The organism is Halobacillus sp. BAB-2008, assembly GCF_000328325.1.
Classification (GTDB): Bacteria; Bacillota; Bacilli; order Bacillales; family Halobacillaceae; genus Halobacillus.
On the sequence record NZ_ANPF01000009.1, the window covers coordinates 1 to 18817 of the forward strand.

The 18817-nt window shown below is 49.3% G+C and carries 18 protein-coding genes, 2 pseudogenes and 3 riboswitches; of the genes and pseudogenes, 3 read left to right on the forward strand and 17 right to left on the reverse strand.

The features are described 5' to 3' along the window. Nucleotides 1-515, reverse strand: a pseudogene (locus D479_RS03145) (adenine deaminase); the annotation flags it as partial. Between the two features lie 74 nt (nucleotides 516-589). On the opposite strand from D479_RS03145, the gene D479_RS03150 reads away from it, so the two are divergent. Further along, nucleotides 590-835: a DUF2892 domain-containing protein gene (locus D479_RS03150; RefSeq protein WP_008633540.1), complete on the forward strand. Its 246-nt coding sequence runs from the start codon at nucleotides 590-592 to the stop codon at nucleotides 833-835. A gap of 59 nt (nucleotides 836-894) precedes the next feature. After that, complete coding sequence (locus D479_RS21275) at nucleotides 895-1002, forward strand: EYxxD motif small membrane protein (RefSeq protein ID WP_328700171.1); 108 nt, start codon at nucleotides 895-897, stop codon at nucleotides 1000-1002. On the opposite strand, the gene purD is transcribed toward D479_RS21275, so the two are convergent. The 14 genes and pseudogenes from purD to D479_RS03215 all read right to left on the reverse strand — a co-directional run bounded on the left by purD (nucleotide 967) and on the right by D479_RS03215 (nucleotide 14634). Then, nucleotides 967-2241, reverse strand: coding sequence for a phosphoribosylamine--glycine ligase (purD, locus tag D479_RS03155; protein ID WP_008633543.1), 1275 nt, complete (start codon nucleotides 2239-2241; stop codon nucleotides 967-969). The two genes, D479_RS21275 and purD, sit on opposite strands and share 36 nt — an antisense overlap. A 22-nt stretch (nucleotides 2242-2263) precedes the next feature. Further along, on the reverse strand, nucleotides 2264-3796 hold the full coding sequence (gene purH / locus D479_RS03160) for a bifunctional phosphoribosylaminoimidazolecarboxamide formyltransferase/IMP cyclohydrolase (protein WP_008633545.1): 1533 nt from the start codon (nucleotides 3794-3796) through the stop codon (nucleotides 2264-2266). Further along, on the reverse strand, nucleotides 3793-4371 hold the full coding sequence (purN, locus tag D479_RS03165; RefSeq protein ID WP_008633546.1) for a phosphoribosylglycinamide formyltransferase: 579 nt from the start codon (nucleotides 4369-4371) through the stop codon (nucleotides 3793-3795). The genes purH and purN overlap by 4 nt, the downstream gene beginning before the upstream one ends. Continuing rightward, nucleotides 4368-5378: a phosphoribosylformylglycinamidine cyclo-ligase gene (gene purM / locus D479_RS03170; protein ID WP_008633548.1), complete on the reverse strand. Its 1011-nt coding sequence runs from the start codon at nucleotides 5376-5378 to the stop codon at nucleotides 4368-4370. The genes purN and purM overlap by 4 nt, the downstream gene beginning before the upstream one ends. Nucleotides 5379-5396: 18 nt before the next feature. Then, nucleotides 5397-6809 carry an amidophosphoribosyltransferase gene (gene purF / locus D479_RS03175; RefSeq protein WP_008633552.1) on the reverse strand — a complete coding sequence of 471 codons (1413 nt, stop codon included), beginning with the start codon at nucleotides 6807-6809 and terminating at the stop codon, nucleotides 5397-5399. Next, entirely contained in the window at nucleotides 6785-9013 is a 2229-nt protein-coding gene (gene purL / locus D479_RS03180; protein WP_008633554.1) for a phosphoribosylformylglycinamidine synthase subunit PurL, read from the reverse strand. The genes purF and purL overlap by 25 nt, the downstream gene beginning before the upstream one ends. Next, a complete protein-coding gene (gene purQ / locus D479_RS03185; RefSeq protein WP_008633556.1) occupies nucleotides 8997-9680 on the reverse strand; it encodes a phosphoribosylformylglycinamidine synthase subunit PurQ in 684 nt (227 codons plus the stop codon). The genes purL and purQ overlap by 17 nt, the downstream gene beginning before the upstream one ends. A 1-nt stretch (nucleotide 9681) precedes the next feature. Beyond that, a complete protein-coding gene (purS, locus tag D479_RS03190) occupies nucleotides 9682-9927 on the reverse strand; it encodes a phosphoribosylformylglycinamidine synthase subunit PurS (RefSeq protein WP_008633557.1) in 246 nt (81 codons plus the stop codon). After that, nucleotides 9915-10637: a phosphoribosylaminoimidazolesuccinocarboxamide synthase gene (gene purC / locus D479_RS03195; protein ID WP_008633559.1), complete on the reverse strand. Its 723-nt coding sequence runs from the start codon at nucleotides 10635-10637 to the stop codon at nucleotides 9915-9917. Before purC ends, purS begins: the two co-directional genes overlap by 13 nt. A 66-nt stretch (nucleotides 10638-10703) precedes the next feature. After that, a complete protein-coding gene (gene purB, locus D479_RS03200; protein ID WP_008633561.1) occupies nucleotides 10704-11996 on the reverse strand; it encodes an adenylosuccinate lyase in 1293 nt (430 codons plus the stop codon). A gap of 18 nt (nucleotides 11997-12014) precedes the next feature. Next, nucleotides 12015-13142, reverse strand: coding sequence for a 5-(carboxyamino)imidazole ribonucleotide synthase (gene purK / locus D479_RS03205; RefSeq protein WP_008633563.1), 1128 nt, complete (start codon nucleotides 13140-13142; stop codon nucleotides 12015-12017). Further along, nucleotides 13132-13623, reverse strand: a complete 492-nt coding sequence (gene purE, locus D479_RS03210) for a 5-(carboxyamino)imidazole ribonucleotide mutase (protein WP_008633564.1) — start codon at nucleotides 13621-13623, stop codon at nucleotides 13132-13134. The genes purK and purE overlap by 11 nt, the downstream gene beginning before the upstream one ends. 93 nt (nucleotides 13624-13716) lie before the next feature. Further along, nucleotides 13717-13817, reverse strand: a riboswitch (purine riboswitch). Nucleotides 13818-13897: 80 nt separating this feature from the next. Next, nucleotides 13898-14096: pseudogene (locus D479_RS20115) on the reverse strand (NETI motif-containing protein). Beyond that, nucleotides 14065-14634, reverse strand: a complete 570-nt coding sequence (locus D479_RS03215) for a DUF2179 domain-containing protein (RefSeq protein ID WP_008633569.1) — start codon at nucleotides 14632-14634, stop codon at nucleotides 14065-14067. The pseudogene D479_RS20115 and the gene D479_RS03215 overlap by 32 nt, the downstream one beginning before the upstream one ends. A 143-nt stretch (nucleotides 14635-14777) precedes the next feature. Between D479_RS03215 and D479_RS03220 the strand changes: the two genes are divergently transcribed. Then, the gene (locus tag D479_RS03220) at nucleotides 14778-15206 is read left to right on the forward strand and encodes an Hsp20/alpha crystallin family protein (RefSeq protein ID WP_008633570.1); all 429 of its coding nucleotides are present in this window, start codon (nucleotides 14778-14780) and stop codon (nucleotides 15204-15206) included. A 152-nt stretch (nucleotides 15207-15358) separates the two neighbouring features. Here D479_RS03220 and D479_RS03225 read toward each other — a convergent pair whose 3' ends face one another. Next, entirely contained in the window at nucleotides 15359-16693 is a 1335-nt protein-coding gene (locus D479_RS03225) for an NCS2 family permease (RefSeq protein WP_008633573.1), read from the reverse strand. Nucleotides 16694-16851: 158 nt separating this feature from the next. After that, nucleotides 16852-16954: riboswitch (purine riboswitch) on the reverse strand. Between the two features lie 78 nt (nucleotides 16955-17032). Then, nucleotides 17033-18571: a glutamine-hydrolyzing GMP synthase gene (gene guaA / locus D479_RS03230; protein ID WP_008633576.1), complete on the reverse strand. Its 1539-nt coding sequence runs from the start codon at nucleotides 18569-18571 to the stop codon at nucleotides 17033-17035. A 116-nt stretch (nucleotides 18572-18687) separates the two neighbouring features. After that, nucleotides 18688-18789: riboswitch (purine riboswitch) on the reverse strand. Nucleotides 18790-18817: the final 28 nt, after the last annotated feature.

The window sequence follows — 18817 nt, forward strand, 5'->3', positions numbered from 1 at the left end:
TCATGCTCAATCCAATCCAGCACCTGTTCGTCGAAAGACTCTCTGTCTTCCTCCCTTAAAACCGTCTGAGGATCGAAGCGCGCCCACCAGTACATGGTTGCAGGAAGATGCATGAACTCTTCCAATAAAGAAAACGCTTTCTTCTTTTCAGTTAAAAAAAGCCACATAAGGTTATCATTGATCAGCGTGGTCGTACCCGTCTCCGCTGCATATTCAGCAAGGGTCTGGGGATTATATAATTGAAACGGATGGGCATGCGGCTCGATATAGCCCGGGACGATATAACTGTCCTTCCCATCGATGACTTCCGTATTTTCCATATTGGAAGGGAGCTCCTTACCCGTATAAATGATCCGGTCTTCGTAAATCCATATATGACCTGTCATCCATTGCTTTAAATAGACGTTCAGGTACGTAGTATTTTTTATCAATTTCGTCGGTGCCGCGTCACCGTCCAAGACAGATGCATGTACTCGCAACTGGCGGTTCCGCCACCGGAATCGTGCTTCATTCATGGAGGATCCCTCCCTTAATCAGATTATCTATTATCGTAACACAGCAGAAGCCATACTTGTAAGGAGGAGCTTATATGAGACAAAATATCGGCACAATTAACAGCATGATACGTATTGCGACAGGGTTGAGCATGCTCACCCTTCTCACAATTCGCGGATCCAGAGATCATGGATCTTCCCATCCTTTTCTAATCGCTCTCGCATCCATGAAAGTAGCAGAAGGCATCGTGCGTTACTGCCCGATGGTTGAAGCAATCGAGAAGATGACCGTCGAAACAGACGGCAAAGAAGAAGGCTGGCAGCAAAACTTCCCTAAATAATCAACAAAAATGAAGAGCGGAAGCATAAGCTCCGCTCTTATAAGTAAAGGATGAGAATAATGGACTTCATGGAATACTTTACAGACGTAGGTTTCGTCATCGTAACCGTCATCGGCACAATTGCAGCCCTCTTACTCGTCGCTTCCAGAAGAAGACGTGATCGATGATCTGCCAATATCACGGCGATAGAAAAAATCTTCATTTGCATGTAACGGACGCAGCGCTTCATAAGCACAATCAAGCGCACGTGAAAGGTCATTCCCCTTGCTGCCAACAAGCAGGACACGTCCTCCGTCCGATACATAGGTTCCGTTCTCAAGTGCTGTACCTGCATGGACAAGGAAGGCTGAATCTGACGTTTCGAGTGCAGGAAGCGGGCGCCCTTTCACATATCCCCCCGGATATCCGCTCGATGCGACGACAACTCCTGCACACGATTCTTCCGACCATTGAAGTTCGGGGTCTTTTCCGTCCATGACATCCAAAAACACCTGCTCCAGGTCATTCTTCAGCAAAGGCAGGACCACCTGGGTCTCCGGATCTCCGAAACGAGCGTTAAATTCAATTACTTTCGGTCCTTTGTCTGTTTCAATCAGTCCGGCATAAAGAATTCCCGTAAACGGACGCTCTTCCTGGACCATCGCTTCAGCGACCGGACGTACAATCGATTCCACAGCTGTATCATAGGAAGACGAGGCCAGTCCCGGGACGGGAGCGAATGCCCCCATACCTCCTGTATTCGGTCCTTCATCCCCGTCGAATGCCCGCTTATGATCCTTTGCAGGAATCATTGGATAGACGTTCGGACCGTGGACGAAGGCCATCAAGGAGAATTCATCCCCTGCTAAAAACTCTTCCACAACGATTTCGCTGCTTGCTTCTCCGAACTGCCCTTCGCCGAGCATGGAATCGGCCGCTTCCAACGCTTGTTCCAGCGTTTCGGCGACAACGACACCTTTTCCAGCAGCCAGGCCGTCTGCCTTGATGACGATCGGAGCGCCTTTTTCTTTAATGTACGCTTTCGCTTCCACCAGGTCGGAGAAAGCCTGATATTCCGCTGTGGGAATATCATATTTGTCCATCATCTGTTTCGCGAAATGTTTACTTCCCTCGATCAGCGCCGCATCCTTGGTGGGTCCGAATACTTTCAGGTCATTCGCTTGAAAATGGTCGACGATCCCTTCAAGCAAAGGAACTTCCGGACCTACGACTGTCAGATGAATGTCGTTTTCCTTCGCAAAAGAAACGAGGGCATCATGATCCCCTTCTTCAATCGCCACGCAGACGGCTTCTTTCATACCGGCGTTACCGGGAGCTGCGTAAATTTTCTCTGTCTGTTTACTTGCTGCTAATTTTTGAACAAGGCTGTGTTCACGGCCGCCCCGTCCGATTACCATGATATTCATCGTCGTCCATCCTCCCTTGTTCTTAGTGCTTGAAATGACGCATGCTTGTGAAGACCATTGCGATGCCGTGTTTATTGCAGGCATCGATCGAGTCCTGGTCACGCTTCGATCCACCCGGCTGGATGATAGCAGTAACGCCTGCTTCAGCTGCCGCTTCTACCGTATCCGGCATAGGGAAGAACGCATCAGAGGCGAGAATACTGCCTTTTGCTTTTTCACCCGCTTGTTCAAAAGCGATTTTGGCTGCGCCTACACGATTCATTTGTCCGGCACCTACTCCAAGGGTACGATCCCCTTTCGCTACTACGATGGCATTCGACTTCACGTGCTTCACGACCTTCCAGCCGAGCTTCAAGTCTTCCAGCTCCTGTGCAGATGGTTCCCGTTCCGTCGCTACAGTCAAGTCCACCCCGTCAAGATTCCCTTCATCCGTATCTTGAACAAGCAGTCCACCGTTGACGCTCGTCAGCTTGTGCGCAGGACGATCGGATTTCTTCAGATCGATTTTCAAGAGGCGAAGGTTTTTCTTCTTCGTAAGAATTTCGAGCGCTTCCTCACTGAAAGAAGGAGCGAGAATGATCTCCAGGAAAATCTCTTTCAGCTTCGCTGCTGTATCAGCATCGACTTCACGGTTCAAGGCGACGATTCCACCAAAAATGGAAACCGGATCCCCTTCGTATGCTTTGGTGAAAGCATCGTAGAGGTTCTCCCCTACTCCGACGCCGCAAGGATTCATATGTTTGACAGCTACTGCAGCCGGCTGGCCGAATTCAAGAACCACTTCCAATGCAGCATTAGCATCCTGAATGTTGTTATAAGAGAGCTCTTTTCCATTCAGCTGTTCCGCATTCGCAAGCGACGTCCCTTCCGCATTAGCCTGCTTATAGAACGAAGCGGTCTGGTGCGGGTTCTCTCCGTAACGCAGGGATTGTACTTTCTCATATGATACGGTGTATGTCTCCGGATAAGCTTCCTCTGTAAGTTCCGAGAAGTAACCGGCAATCATTGCGTCATAATTCGCCGTATGGCGGTACACTTTCGCAGCAAGCCTGCGACGTGCTTCATAAGAAAGGCTGTCTGCTTTAAAGCCTTCGATCACCGCATCGTAATCGGAAGGATCGACAACGACAGCGACGTCTGCAAAGTTCTTCGCCGCCGCGCGGAGCATGGTCGGGCCACCGATATCGATATTTTCGATAGCATCCGCCTCGGTCACTCCCTCTTTAGCGATCGTTTCCTTGAAAGGATACAGGTTGACTGCGACGAGATCGATCGTTTGGATATCCAGCCCATCCAACTGTTCCATGTGGTCGGCGTTGCCGCGCTTGGCAAGGAGGCCTCCATGGACCGCCGGATGAAGCGTCTTGACACGTCCATCCATAATTTCCGGGAAATTCGTCACTTCAGAAATAGACAGGACAGGAACCCCTGCTTCTTCGATCGCGCGCTTCGTTCCACCTGTGGAAACAAGCTCGTAATCTAGTTCGTGGAGTTGTTTAGCGAAATCAGCCAAACCTTCTTTATTGGATACGCTGAGTAGGGCACGTTTTTTCATTTGGATTCCTCCTTGGTGAATAATGACTCGATGACTTGCGGGTATAAGCGGTGTTCGACCGCCTGAATTTTCCGTTTCACTTCTTCCGGTGTATCGTTGTCTTCGATCGTCACCGCCTCCTGGGCGATGATCGGGCCTGTATCCATTCCGTCATCAACGAAATGGACGGTCACACCAGTCACTTTTACCTTTTTATCTATCGCCTGTCCAATGGCATCCTTACCGGGAAAAGCAGGAAGCAGGGACGGGTGGATATTAATGATCCGTTTCTCATATGGCTGAAGCAGTGTCGGGCCGACGAGACGCATATAACCAGCAAGAATGATGTAGTCAACGCCGCGCGAACGACAGTCTTCCAGCAAGGCGGCTTCATAGGCTGCTTTATTTTCGTAGACTTTTGGGTTGAAAACAATGGTATCCACGTCGTGACGCTGCGCTTTCTCAATGACAGGAGCGCCTACTTTGTCACAGACAAGCAGCTTGATGTCTGCATGGAGGGTTCCATTTTCGACGGCTTCGACAATGGCATCGAAGTTCGATCCTGTTCCGGAAGCAAAGACGGCAAGGTTGATCATGTCCACTGCACTCCCTCTTCGCCTGTCACTCGTCCAATGATGACACCATTTCCGATAGCTTCCGCTGCCTTCTCTGCGTCCGCTTCCGAAACGATGGCAATCATACCGATTCCCATATTGAAGACCCCGTACATTTCATCGGCAGGAATGTCTCCTTGTGCTTGAAGGAACGGGAAAATCGCCGGCACGTTCCAGCTTCCTTGGTTGATTGCTACACCCAGGCCTTCCGGAAGCGCTCTTGGAATATTCTCATAGAAACCGCCACCGGTAATATGGGCAAGTCCTTTGATGCTCACCGCTTCCTTCAGCTGTTTGACAGCTTCCACGTAAATGACGGTAGGAGTTAGTAATACTTCCCCAAGCGGGCGGTCGAATCCTTCATAAGTTTCCTGGAGACTCAGCCCCTGATTATCGATAATTCGGCGGACAAGCGAGAAACCGTTGGAATGAACCCCAGAGGAAGGAAGGCCGATGATGACATCCCCTGCTTCTATTCCTTCTCCGGTGATCAGCTTCCGTTTATCTGCCATTCCTACAACAAAGCCGGCAAGGTCATATTCTTCTTCCTCATACATGCCGGGCATTTCTGCCGTTTCCCCGCCGACGAGCGCAGCGTTCGACTGCTGGCAGCCATCCGCGATGCCCTTGACGATTTGTTCGATGCGGGCAGGCTCATTCTTTCCACAAGCGATATAATCAAGGAACAAAAGCGGATCTGCTCCTTGTGCCGCGATATCGTTCACACACATAGCCACGACATCGACACCGATCGTATCATGCTTGTCCATTTCAAAAGCGAGCCGAAGCTTCGTCCCGACACCGTCCGTTCCAGTGACGAGGACGGGCTCTTCATAACTCATTCCGCTGATATCGAACAACCCGGCAAAAGAACCGAGACCGCCGATCACTTCCTTGCGCATCGTTCTGGCTACGTGCTTCTTCATCCGTTCGACCGCTTCATAACCAGCTTCGACGTCGACTCCTGCCTGTTTATAGGATTCACTCATCATTCTGCCTCCTCATCGTCACGCTTTCTCATACGGGTGGACCGTATTAGGATATATTTCTGTAGGATAATTGCCTGTAAAGCAGGCCATACAGCCGCCATGCTCCAGCGATTCATCCCCCTGGTAGATGCTGTCGTTCAAACCATCCACGGATAGAAAAGCGAGACTGTCAGCCCCGATCAATTTCTCCATTTCTTCTACAGAGTGGTTTGCCGCAATCAACTCTCCACTGTTCGAGGTGTCGATTCCGTAGTAACATGGGTTCTCAATCGGCGGAGATGCAATACGGACATGCACTTCCTTCGCTCCTGCTTCTTTCAGCATTTTTACGATCCGCCGGCTTGTCGTACCCCGGACGATGGAATCATCGACCATGACGACACGTTTCCCTTCGACAATACCTCTTACAGCAGACAGCTTCATCTTGACCCCTTGTTCCCGCAGTTCCTGAGTCGGCTGGATGAACGTACGACCGACATAGCGGTTCTTGATCATACCAAGCTCATAAGGAATGCCGGACGCCTCTGCATATCCGATGGCAGCAGAAATACTGGAATCCGGTACTCCTGTTACGACATCCGCTTCGATGGGTGCTTCCTCCGCCAAGGCTTTCCCCATTCGTTTCCGTGATGCATGGACGTTTTTACCGTCCAGATTACTGTCCGGACGAGAGAAGTACACATATTCCATGGAACACAATGTACGTTGAATCGGGGCAGAGAAACGCTTCGTCTCTACTCCTTCATCAGAGATGATCAGCAGTTCACCAGGCTTCACTTCCCTGTCGTATTGGGCTCCGATCACATCAAACGCACACGTTTCCGAAGATACGACCCAAGCATCACCAAGGTGTCCAAGGCTGAGAGGGCGAAGGCCACGCGGGTCATTGGCAACGAACATCTTGTCTTCCGTCATCACAAGGAACGCGTAAGCTCCCTTGATCATGGACAATGCCTCTCCAATAGCCTGGTCAAGCGGGAGATGGCGCGCTCTCTTGATCAAGTGGGCAACTACTTCTGTATCGGAATTGGTCTGCAGAATGCTCCCTTGTGCTTCCAGCTGGCTCTTCAACGCGTGGGCGTTGACCAGGTTTCCGTTATGGGCAAGCGCAAGCCCCCCTGTCTGAGAACGGAACATCAGAGGTTGGATATTCTCATATGCACCGTCCCCTGCGGTTGCGTAACGGACGTGCCCGATGGAGGCGTGTCCTTGCAAGTCTTCCAGCTGATTTTCGGAAAAAACTTCATTGATCAATCCGTGTCCTTTAGCAAGCTTCAGATGGTCTCCGTCTGTTGTGACGATTCCGGCGCCCTCCTGCCCGCGGTGCTGCAAAGCGTGCAAACCATAATACGTCAGTTGGGCGGAGTCCGGGTGGCCCCAGACTCCGAAAATGCCACATTCCTCATTTAAGCCTTTGATTTCACCAAGCATGGAATAGCTCCTTTCCAAGTATCCTTCAACGTTGTTGTCTGCTCTTCCACTACGATTCGATCCTTATTGCTTACACGGTAGATGCCGTCCTCCGTCACTTTTCCGATCCGGACTGCGTCATTCACCGCTTGTTCGAACGCATCTTGCTGCTCAAGACTTACAGTTACAAGGAAACGGGACTGTGTTTCTGAGAACAAGGCTGCAAGGACATCCCCTTCTACCTGGACATCACAACCGAGTTCCTGATCGAAAAGCTTCTCTGCAAGAGCGACCGCAAGACCACCTTCTGCCAAATCATGAGCAGATTCGATCAGACCTTGTTGAATAGCGGATAGAAGAGCGTTCTGGCGCTTCGCTTCCACTTCAAGATCAAGCGCAGGCGCTTTGCCGAAGTGCTTTCCTTCCAACATCCCCTGCAGTTCACTTCCACCGAATTCCGGCTTCGTCTCCCCGATGACATAAAGGAGATCGCCTGCTTTCTTAGCGTGGGACTGGGTGATGTGAGCTACATCCTCAATCAGGCCGACCATGCCGACGATCGGTGTCGGATAGATCGCTTTGCCACCGAATGATTCGTTATACAAGGAAACGTTCCCTCCGATGACCGGTGCGTTCAGGACGCGGCACGCTTCACTCATGCCGTCGACGCTTTTCTCCATCTGCCAGAAGATTTCCGGATTTTCCGGAGAACCGAAGTTCAATCCGTCTGTGATTCCCAACGGACGACCACCGGAGCAGATAATGTTACGGGCTGCTTCAGCAACAGCGATTTGTCCGCCGACTTCCGGATCGACATAGATATAGCGGGAATTACAATCCGTCGTCATTGCAAGAGCCTTTTCTGTTCCACGTACACGCAATACGGCTGCATCAGACCCTGGAGCGACGACCGTGTTTGTCTGTACCATCGAGTCATACTGATCGTAAACCCATTCCTTGCTTGCAATCGTCGGCTGTTTCAACAGACTTTTCAGCGTTGCTGCATAATCGTCGACGACAGGCGCGTAATCGTCCATTGCCTGAAATTCTTCGTAATACGTCGGTTTCTTCGACGGCTTATGATAGACTGGAGCGTCTTCGGCAAGAGAATCGACAGGCACGTCAGCGACGACTTCTCCTTTATGTTCCAGGCGGAAGCGCTTCGTATCCGTGACTTCTCCGACAGCGACAGCTTCCAGATCATACTTACGGAATACTTCCGCTATCTCGTCTTCCCGGCCTTTTTCTACGACAAGAAGCATGCGTTCCTGTGACTCGGACAGCATCATTTCATAGGCTGTCATGTTCTGTTCCCGCTGCGGGATAAGGTCAAGGTTCATCGTCATTCCCGTACCTGCTTTACTCGCCATTTCACTGGCAGAGGAAGTGAGACCGGCTGCTCCCATATCCTGAATCCCGACAAGCGCGTCATGGTGAATGACGTCAAGGCAGGCTTCGATCAGCAATTTCTCCATGAATGGGTCGCCTACTTGGACAGAAGGGCGTTTTTCTTCGGACTCTTCCGACAATTCTTCTGATGCGAATGTCGCTCCGTGGATCCCGTCCCGGCCGGTCTTCGCACCGACATACATGACCGTGTTACCGATTCCGGCTGCGATCCCTTTTTGAATATCTTTATGATCAATTAAACCAACACACATGGCGTTCACAAGTGGATTGCCGTTATAGGCATCGTCGAACTGGACTTCTCCACCAATGGTCGGTACACCGACACAGTTTCCGTAGCCCGCGATTCCGCGTACGACTTCTTCAAACAAGTATTTCACACGAGGCTGTTCCAATGAACCGAAGCGCAAAGAGTTCAGAAGCGCAACCGGACGGGCACCCATGGAAAAGACGTCCCGAAGAATCCCTCCGACACCTGTTGCAGCGCCCTGATACGGCTCGACTGCAGAAGGATGGTTGTGGCTTTCAATTTTGAAAACGACGGCCTGATCGTCACCGATATCGATGATGCCGGCTCCTTCCCCGGGACCTTGCAGCACGTGAGGGCCTTCTGTCGGGAATTTCCTTAGAAGCGGTTTTGAATTCTTATAACTGCAGTGTTCGGACCACATGACCGAGAACAAACCGATTTCTGTATAATTCGGACGGCGTCCCAGGATGGTTTTGACCGATTCATATTCTTCATCCGTCAGACCCATTTCCGCATAGACGCGCTGTTCTTCAATCGTTTCCGGGGTGATCTCAAGCATTGATGGCATGGTGTTCCCTCCAGTGTGTAAGAATGGATTCAAATAAGCGCAGACCGTCATCGCTGCCAAGCAGCGCTTCCACTGCCCGTTCCGGGTGCGGCATCATACCGAGGACATTCCCCTGCTCATTCATAATGCCTGCGATATCCCCTACAGAGCCGTTCGGGTTCTCTTCATAAGTAAAGACAATCTGATTATTTTCGCGCAGCTTCGCATATGTTTCTTCATCACAATAATAGTTTCCTTCGCCATGAGCGATCGGAATCTGGATTTTTGCTTTCTCTTCATAGTGGTGGGTGAAAAGGGTATCTGCATTTTCCACAGTCAGTGTTTCATAATGGCACATGAACTTCAGGCGTTCGTTCGCGAGCATCGCACCTGGAAGCAGCCCCATCTCAAGCAGGACCTGGAATCCATTACATACACCGAGAATCGGTTTTCCTGCTTCGGCAGCTTCACGAATTTGTTCGACAATCGGAGCCGTAGAAGCAATCGCTCCGGAGCGAAGGTAATCTCCGTATGAGAATCCTCCTGGCAGAAGGATGGCATCATAGTCTGCTAGATTCGCTTCCTGGTACCAAACCAAGTCCGCTTCCTGCCCCAAACCGTCCTTGACAGCGTGGTACATGTCACGGTCACAGTTGGAACCTGGAAAAACAACGACAGCAAATTTCACGTCAGCCTACCTCCTCGATCGTGTACGTATAGTTCTCGATGACAGGGTTGGCAAGTAGTTGATCACACATCTGATCGACCTGCTGATCCAGATTCTCCGAGTCTTCTAAAAGGACCTCCATGTATTTACCGACGCGTACGTCCTGGACATTGTTATATTCCAAAGACTTCAATGAGTTCTGAACAGCCTTTCCTTGTGGATCTAAAACGCCCTCTTTGAGTGTGATGTGGATCTTTACTTTGCGCATACGTTCTCCTCCAGTCGTTGTAGTATGTTCTCATAAACCTCGATCAGGCTGCCGATTTCTTCCCGGAATACGTCTTTGTCCATTTTCTGACCTGTTTTGATATCCCATAAGCGGCATGTATCCGGTGAAACTTCGTCCGACAATACGATTGTCCCGTCCGGCAGACGGCCGAATTCCAATTTGAAATCAGCGAGTTCCAAGCCTGCGGATTGGAATAATGCAATCAATTGTTCATTTATAATCAGGGCTTGTTCTTTGATGAATGTGAGTTCTTGTTCTTTGACGTCTGTCAGATGATAGGCATGAACGTCGTTGATTAGTGGATCATTCAATTCGTCCTTTTTGTAGAACAGTTCGATGATCGGCGGGTGGAAGCGCGTCTTCTCTTCAATACCGAGCCTTTTCGTAATACTTCCGGCTGCTTTGTTCCGGACCACGACTTCCAGTGGAATGATCGTCGTGCGCTTTACCAACTGCTCTGTATCGTTCAGCGCTTCAATAAAGTGGGTGGGAATTCCTTGCTTATGCAAGTATTGAAAGACTTTAGAGGTGATCAAGTTATTCAGGCGGCCTTTGCCTGCAAACTCGCTTTTCTTTTTACCGTTGAATGCTGTCGCATCATCTTTATAGGATAAAACCAGACGCTCCTGGTCATCAGTCGTCACATACACACGTTTCGCTTTACCTTCATACAATAAGGAATCTTTCATGAAGAACACCTCACTCATGGGGATTGGCCGGGGATGTCCTCGACATCCCCGGATAAAACAGTTTACTTACAGACCGATACGGTCGAAAATACGATCCACTTGCTTCAGGTGATGCTTGTAATCGAAGCAGGCATCAAGCTGGGATTCAGACAGGGCAGCCGTAATCTTCTCATCTGCCTCAATCAGCTCACGGAACGGCACTCCACGCTCCCATGCTTCCATCGCTTTCGGCTGGACAAGGTCGTATGCTTCTTCGCGTACCATGCCTTCATCAATTAATGTAAGCAGAACACGCTGGGAGAAAATCAAGCCGTACGTTTTCTCCATATTTTCCTGCATACGATCAGGGAATACCGTCAAATTCTTCACGATATTTCCAAAGCGGTTCAACATGTAGTTCAAAGCAATCGTGGCATCCGGCAGAATAACGCGCTCTGCAGAGGAGTGGGAAATGTCCCGTTCATGCCAAAGAGGAACGTTCTCAAATGCTGTCAACATGTGTCCGCGGATCACACGTGCCATCCCTGTCATGTTTTCGGATCCGATCGGGTTACGTTTGTGAGGCATAGCAGAAGAACCTTTCTGTCCCTTGGCAAAGTACTCTTCCACTTCCCTTGTTTCCGTCTTCTGGAGACCACGGATCTCTACAGCGATCTTCTCGATGGATGTTGCAATCAAGCTCAGTGTGGAAACGTAATGAGCGTGACGGTCGCGCTGAAGTGTCTGTGTAGAAACAGATGCCGAATCAAGGCCCAGCTTCTCACATACATAAGCTTCTACGAAGGGATCGATGTTCGCATACGTTCCTACAGCGCCGGAAAGCTTTCCGACTTGAATATGCTTGATAGCAAGATCCAGGCGCTCCAGGTTTCGTTTCATTTCTTCATAATAAAGGGCAAGCTTCAACCCGAACGTCGTCGGTTCTGCGTGGACCCCGTGCGTCCGACCCATCATGACCGTGTGCTTATGTTCCTTCGCTTTCTCACCAAGGATTTCGATGAAGTTGACAAGGTCTTTGCGAATGATCTCATTCGCCTGCTTCAACTGGTAAGAGAGTGCTGTATCTACCACGTCTGTAGATGTAAGCCCGTAGTGCACCCATTTCCGCTCATCGCCGACCGTCTCGGACACAGCACGTGTGAACGCTACGACATCGTGACGTGTTTCCAATTCAATTTCATGAATACGCGCGATATCAAAGGAAGCTTTCTCACGCAGTTTCTCTACATCTTCTTTCGGGATGACTCCAAGCTCACTCCAAGCTTCACAGGCAAGCAGCTCGACTTCCAGCCATGCTTGATAGCGGTTTTCCTCTGTCCAAATGGCGCCCATTTCCGGTCTTGTATAACGTTCTATCATCGTCTTCCTCCTTGGTTTCTACCATAAATGTATCTGGTTGGTTTCCATGTATGTCGCAATTTCTTTTAAATCATTACCGATAAAGGTCAGGTGCCCCATCTTACGGTTGGTCCTTGCTTCTCCTTTACCGTAATCGTGAAAATGACAACCCTCATATTGTTCGATCTTGTCAATTAAAATCCCGCGGTGCTTGCCTAGGACATTGACCATCACTGCCGCTCCGAATGTATGCACCGGAAGAAGCGGAAGACCGCAGATTGCACGGACATGTTGTTCAAACTGGGATACGTTGCAAGCCTCGATCGTGAAGTGACCGGAGTTATGCGGCCTTGGTGCCATTTCGTTGATATAGATGTCGTCTCCTTTGACGAACATCTCCACTGCAAACGTTCCGACGACTCCGATCTCATCTGCCAGCACTCGAACCGCCTCGTCCGCTTTCTGACGGACGGCCTCTGATACGTTGGCAGGGACTCTTGTTTCATGAAGGATATGATTCTTATGGATATTTTCTGCAAGCGGGAAGGTCCGGATGATTCCGTCCATTCCTCTAGTGAATACTTGAGAGATTTCTAAATCAAATAGCAGCCACTGTTCGACAATATAGATGCCGCCCTCTTTAATGAAAGAAGATAGCTCGTCCAGGCTGCTCTCGTCTTCCAGCTTCAGCTGTCCCTTACCATCGTACCCCCCGCTGATCGTCTTAACGACGGCAGGGTAACCGATGCTTTCCAATGCTTCTTTGCATTGGTCATAGGATTCGATAATCCGGTATTCCGGAACAGACAAGCCTGCATCGACCGCTGCCTGCTTTTCTTTGGAACGGTTCTGCGTAACGGCGAGGGCCAGAGATCCTTGAGGCAGTTTGCCAGCTTCTTCAAACAGCTTGGCGACTTCAAGGTCGACATTTTCGAATTCGTACGTAATGACGTCACTGACTTTACTCAGTTTTTGAGCAGCTTCTTTATCGTCATAAGCAGCGATGATCTGCTTATCTGCAAGCGGTGCACACGGACAGTCTTCCGCCGGGTCCATGACGGCGATTTTGTATCCCATGTGTCTGGCAGCGACCGCCATCATTCTTCCGAGCTGGCCGCCTCCAAGAATTCCGATCGTCTGACCTGGTCGAATAACCTTAGGACTCACGCAAATCCCTCCTCATTCCTTCTACTTTCTCCACCATCTGTTCTCTGTACACCGACAATCTGCCGGCCACCTCTTCATCGAAAGCTCCGATGATTTCTGCAGCAAGAAGACCTGCATTCTTTGCACCGGCACTTCCGATCGCTACAGTCGCCACAGGAACTCCTCCAGGCATCTGTACTATAGATAGAAGGGAATCCATTCCTTTCAATGCTTTTGATTCAACAGGGACTCCGATGACAGGCAGGGTCGTTTTAGAAGCAACCATTCCCGGAAGGTGGGCTGCCCCTCCCGCTCCGGCAATGATGACCTTCAACCCTCGTCCGCGCGCATCTTCTGCGTAAGTGAACATATCCTCCGGTGTCCGGTGAGCTGATATGATTTCCTTCTCGTATCCGATCCCAAGTTCATCCAGGACGGCACATGCCCCCTGCATTGTCTCCCAATCGGAAATGCTGCCCATGATTACGCCAACACTAGCCATTCATATTCATCCCTTTCTTCATAAAAAAACCTGCTCGACGCTCTCAACTAATGAGAGGAGTCGAGCAGGCACACGTGTCCCACTTGAAAGCATCCAAGCTTAAACTCCCCTCATAGTCCGGGAATTTACGGTTCCCAGGTAGAGACGAACGGGCCTTATTCCCGTCTTATATGAGGTCGCCTATGCAATTCTGCTTTCATCATATCAGGAGAAACTTGTCGATGTCAACGCAAAGTCGAACATTAAAGAAAATAAAAATACTAATCGTTCGGTTTTATTCTTTCACTGCGTGAAAAACAATCCTTTTCTCTATCGGTTCCATTACTTTTCCCCATTTCGGGTTTCCTCCCGAAAAATCGGCTCCTCCGCTCGGCGGATCGGCGTGTAGCTTCCCGCTTCATCCGATCGAGACACTGGCCGATGGATTCATTCTCCTGCACTTCAAAGCGCTTCTTGCTGTTCTTGCTGGGCATGACGTATCTTTCCTTTCTTAACGGATTTCACCCAGAACCCGCCATGGATCTGTTTCGGTTCATAAGCGACGATAAACGCTTTCGGATCGATATGACGAATCGTTTCATATAAGGAAAGCTCGTATTTCCTTGGAGTCAGAATCTGCATGGCCAGCCGATCCCCTTCCATTCCATAAGCATACCAACTCGTCACGCCGTACCCCTTATCCCGGAGCTTCCGCGTGAATTCGATATCCGGATCGGACGATATCACGTTCACTGTAATATAACCGAGAGCCAATTTCTCTTCAATCTTCATACCAACGATAACACCAAGACCATAACCAAGAGCATAGGCAAGGACATTCTCTATCTGATCCAGACGATCAAGGACGAGCCCAAGACCAAAGACGTAGGTAACTATTTCAAATGTACTGATGAACGCGGCAATATAACGACGGCCTTTCAACGTAAAAATCATCCGTAATGTAAAGAACGAAACATAGACAATGTTCACGGCTAAAATGATCACAATGAGCAATAATGGGTTTTCTAACATGGATGCATCCCCCTACTTATGTTGCAAATATAGACCCAAGAAATTCTTCTCGTCGATATTCATGCATACACTATAAACCATGGGAATGTCCATACACAATCTTTTTTTACCGCAATTAATGACAATTTACGGAGGCTGATGACATGAACCAATTCAAGGATTGGAAAACCAACATGGACCGCTTCTTCGGCCATGAATTCTGGGATGATTTCGACGGGATGATGAAGCCCCCCATTCCAGCTGTCAACATCTATCAATATGACCAGGAGCTCTTATGCTATGTGAATATTCCCGGAATGGATAAACCAAAGAACATCGACGTGCTTGTCGATCATACGACACTAACCTTAAAAGGGAAAATTTCGTTCAACAAGCGCGGCGGCAAGCAGGTCAAATCCGAAATTCCGGATGGCATGTTTGAAAGGACGATCGATCTCCCGTTCCCTGTTCGTCATGATAAAATCGACGCGACTTATCAACACGGGCTGCTGATTATCAAGCTGCAACGTTATATCACAGATGCCACCAACCAGCGCCCTATCCAGATCCGCCACCTGGAAGAAAAGGAATAAAAGGAGAGAAGAGTATGCGGCAGCTCTCCGGATCTCCCCCTATATACTTGTCCGTATCGGGAAGGAACGAAAACCGTCTCACGGGAGCCCGCCATCACCTTTCAAAAGAAACCGCCAGCCTGCGGCTGACGGTTTCCCTCATCCTTTCTGCCTTACGCAAGGAAGATGAAGTACAAAATAAAGATAACGAACAAGAAGTACATGATCGGATGAATTTCTTTTGCTCTCCCTTTTAGAAGCATCGTAATCGGATAGAAGATAAACCCGATTGCAATCCCCGTCGCAATACTGTACGTCAACGGCATCGCTACGATTGTGAAGAAGGCCGGAACAGCAACTTCGAACTCGTCCCAATCAATGCTCTTCAAAGCAGAAGCCATCAATACACCGACGATGATCAAGGCAGGAGCCGTCACTTCAGCAGTCACGATGGACAAGAGAGGCGAGAAGAACAATGCAAGAATAAAGCACAAAGCCGTCACAACAGAAGTGAATCCGGTACGCCCGCCGGCCCCGACCCCTGCAGTCGACTCGATGTAAGAAGTCGTCGTAGACGTTCCTACAATAGCACCTGCTACAGTCGCTGTAGAATCAGCAAATAGAGCTCTATCCGCTCTTGGGAGCTTGTTATCCTTCATAAATCCAGCCTGGGTCGCCACTGCTACGAGCGTTCCAGCTGTATCAAAGAAGTCAACGAACAAGAAAGTCAAAATGACGACAAGCATCTCCATCGTGAAGATATCTCCGAAATGCTCCAATGCTGCCCCGAACGTCGGCGCAACCGAAGGTGCAGAACCGACGATATCGCTCAACCCGGAAGGCGGTGCAATCAGTCCGGAAACCATACCCGCTACAGCTGTCAGCACCATACCGTAGAAAATACCGCCCTTCATCCCCAACGCCATCAAGATGACGCTGATGACAATTCCGAAGACAGCAAGCAGTACAGGGCCTGAAGTAAGATCCCCCATTTGAACAAGAGTCGCATCACTGTTCACGACAATTCCTGCATTCTGAAAGCCGATAAAAGCGATGTAGAGGCCGATTCCGGCACCTACAGCGAGCTTAAGGTTTCCAGGAATGGCATCGATGATTAATTGGCGTAGTCCTGTAAGAGTTAAAACGATAAAAATAAGTCCGGAAGCCAATACACCGGCAAGTGCCGTTTCCCAAGGAATTCCATAGCCAAGAACAACCGTATAGGCGAAGAAGGCGTTCAAGCCCATACCCGGAGCGAGAGCAATCGGATATTTCGCGAATACCCCCATGATTAATGTTCCGATAGCAGCTGCGATCGCAGTAGCTGTAAAGATAGCCCCTTTATCCATCCGCGTAACACCTTCAGGAAGCTGATCGATTCCATCCAACGCAAGCGTCGATGGATTGACGAACAAAATATATGCCATAGCCAGGAAGGTCGTTAGTCCTGCTATGATTTCACGACGATAGGTCGTGCCGTTCTCCTTGAATTTAAAATAATTGCGCACGTTCTTTTTCCTCCCTTTTCTTTCCCTGATCCTTCTTGAAATGCCCGGCATTCCAAGAACATGGTTGAACAAATAAAAAAGACACCCCGGGAGATTCCCGAGAGTGTCTACGAAAACGAAGGAGATGGACGAGGGCCCTGAAGTAAATTCACATAACCACAACATCCATCCACCAACGTAGTCAGACCAATTTACGGCGGTCTGGTAGAAACTCATGGGCCCTATCCCCAAAATTATACGACGGTGATGCTTTATTATTTGATTCTATCTTACTAGGTCAGAAGAAGAGAGTCAAGCCTATTTCCGAACATTAAACTTAATAAAATTAAAATCGTTCGCTTATTCCCATTCAATGGTTGCCGGCGGCTTGCTCGTTACATCATACACAACGCGGTTAATATGATCGACTTCGTTGACGATACGCGTGGAGATCCTCTCCAGTACATCCCATGGGATACGCGCCCAATCAGATGTCATACCGTCAATGGATGTTACGGCACGAATGCCGATCGTGTGATCATACGTCCGTTCATCTCCCATGACACCGACGGACTTGATGTTAGGAAGAACTGTGAAGTACTGCCAAATGTCGCGGTCAAGCCCTGCCTTCTTGATTTCGTCACGAAGAACAGCGTCCGACTCGCGAACGATTTCCAGCTTCTCTTCCGTCACTTCACCGAGGACACGGATGGCAAGGCCGGGACCAGGGAACGGCTGGCGCCAAACGATATGTTCCGGCACACCAAGTTCAAGCCCGAGCGCACGGACTTCATCTTTAAACAACGTATTCAAAGGCTCAATTAATTCAAATTCCATATCTTCAGGAAGACCACCAACATTGTGGTGGGATTTAATCGTCTGCGCTGTTTCCGTACCACTTTCGATAATATCCGTATAAAGCGTTCCTTGAGCAAGGAAATCGATGTCTTTCAGCTTGGCTGCTTCATCATCGAAGACATAGATGAACTCGTTACCAATGATCTTACGTTTCTTTTCCGGGTCGGAAACGCCTGCCAACTTACTCATGAAACGTTCTTTAGCATCAATTTTGATAATGTTCATTTGGAATCCTTCTCCAAGGAAACGCATGACATCATCCGCTTCGTTTTTTCTAAGAAGACCGTGGTCAACGAAGATACAGGTTAATTGGTCTCCGATCGCGCGGTGAATCAAAGCGGCGACGACAGAAGAATCGACTCCTCCGCTTAATGCACAGAGTACTTTACGATCTCCTACCTGCTCACGGATTTTCTCCACTTCCATCTCAATGACGTGCTCCATCGTCCAGTCATCTGTCGCTTCACAAACGTCGAAAACGAAGCTGCGTAGAATATCGTTTCCATATTCAGAGTGACGCACTTCCGGGTGGAACTGGACGCCGTACATACGTGCATCATCATTGCTGATCGCTGCTACAGGACAGGAAGGACTTGTCGCGTCGACGCGGAAACCTTCCGGCGCTTCAATTACCTTATCACTGTGACTCATCCAAACGGTCTGCTCTTTAGGAGTTTTACGGAAGATGACCGGGCTCTCTTTAACAGTGATATCCGCTTTGCCGTATTCCCGTTCTTTCGCACGCTCTACTTTGCCGCCGAAGTGGTGCGTCATCAGCTGCATGCCGTAGCAGATTCCCAGTACTGGAATGCCTAATTCAAAGATCTGCTCATCGCAACGGAAGCTGTTTTCCCCGTATACACTGTTCGGTCCACCGGACAGGATGATCCCGCTGGGATTCAATTCCTTGATTTCTTCAATAGTCATTTTATGAGAATGAAGTTCACTGTACACTCCGAATTCACGGATTCTCCGGGTGATCAACTGGTTGTATTGACTTCCGAAGTCAAGCACTAGAATCATGCCTTTCACTTGTTCCATACTCTTCCACTCCTTATTTATGTTCGACTGCCTTCTTTCCTGCCGGCAATAAAAAAATGGATTCCCGCCTCGTCTAATATAAACGAAGGCAGAAATCCATCCCATGCCGAGACATGTCACGTGATTTCCACCTTCATAGTCAGGAAATTTACGGTATCCCGGTAGAGACTCTCGAGCCATATTCTCGAGGATATACGAAGGAAGAACGCATCTAATTGCCATTCATTCTATCAACCGCAACAAAAG

Coding starts and splice junctions, on each gene's coding strand:
- D479_RS03150 (WP_008633540.1), top strand. CDS start 590: ATGAGACAAAATATCGGCACAATTAACAGCATGATACGTATTGCGACA.
- D479_RS21275 (WP_328700171.1), top strand. CDS start 895: ATGGACTTCATGGAATACTTTACAGACGTAGGTTTCGTCATCGTAACC.
- purD (WP_008633543.1), bottom strand. CDS start 2,241: ATGAATATCATGGTAATCGGACGGGGCGGCCGTGAACACAGCCTTGTT.
- purH (WP_008633545.1), bottom strand. CDS start 3,796: ATGAAAAAACGTGCCCTACTCAGCGTATCCAATAAAGAAGGTTTGGCT.
- purN (WP_008633546.1), bottom strand. CDS start 4,371: ATGATCAACCTTGCCGTCTTTGCTTCCGGAACAGGATCGAACTTCGAT.
- purM (WP_008633548.1), bottom strand. CDS start 5,378: ATGAGTGAATCCTATAAACAGGCAGGAGTCGACGTCGAAGCTGGTTAT.
- purF (WP_008633552.1), bottom strand. CDS start 6,809: ATGCTTGGTGAAATCAAAGGCTTAAATGAGGAATGTGGCATTTTCGGA.
- purL (WP_008633554.1), bottom strand. CDS start 9,013: ATGCCATCAATGCTTGAGATCACCCCGGAAACGATTGAAGAACAGCGC.
- purS (WP_008633557.1), bottom strand. CDS start 9,927: ATGCGCAAAGTAAAGATCCACATCACACTCAAAGAGGGCGTTTTAGAT.
- purC (WP_008633559.1), bottom strand. CDS start 10,637: ATGAAAGATTCCTTATTGTATGAAGGTAAAGCGAAACGTGTGTATGTG.
- purB (WP_008633561.1), bottom strand. CDS start 11,996: ATGATAGAACGTTATACAAGACCGGAAATGGGCGCCATTTGGACAGAG.
- purE (WP_008633564.1), bottom strand. CDS start 13,623: ATGGCTAGTGTTGGCGTAATCATGGGCAGCATTTCCGATTGGGAGACA.
- D479_RS03215 (WP_008633569.1), bottom strand. CDS start 14,634: ATGTTAGAAAACCCATTATTGCTCATTGTGATCATTTTAGCCGTGAAC.
- D479_RS03220 (WP_008633570.1), top strand. CDS start 14,778: ATGAACCAATTCAAGGATTGGAAAACCAACATGGACCGCTTCTTCGGC.
- guaA (WP_008633576.1), bottom strand. CDS start 18,571: ATGGAACAAGTGAAAGGCATGATTCTAGTGCTTGACTTCGGAAGTCAA.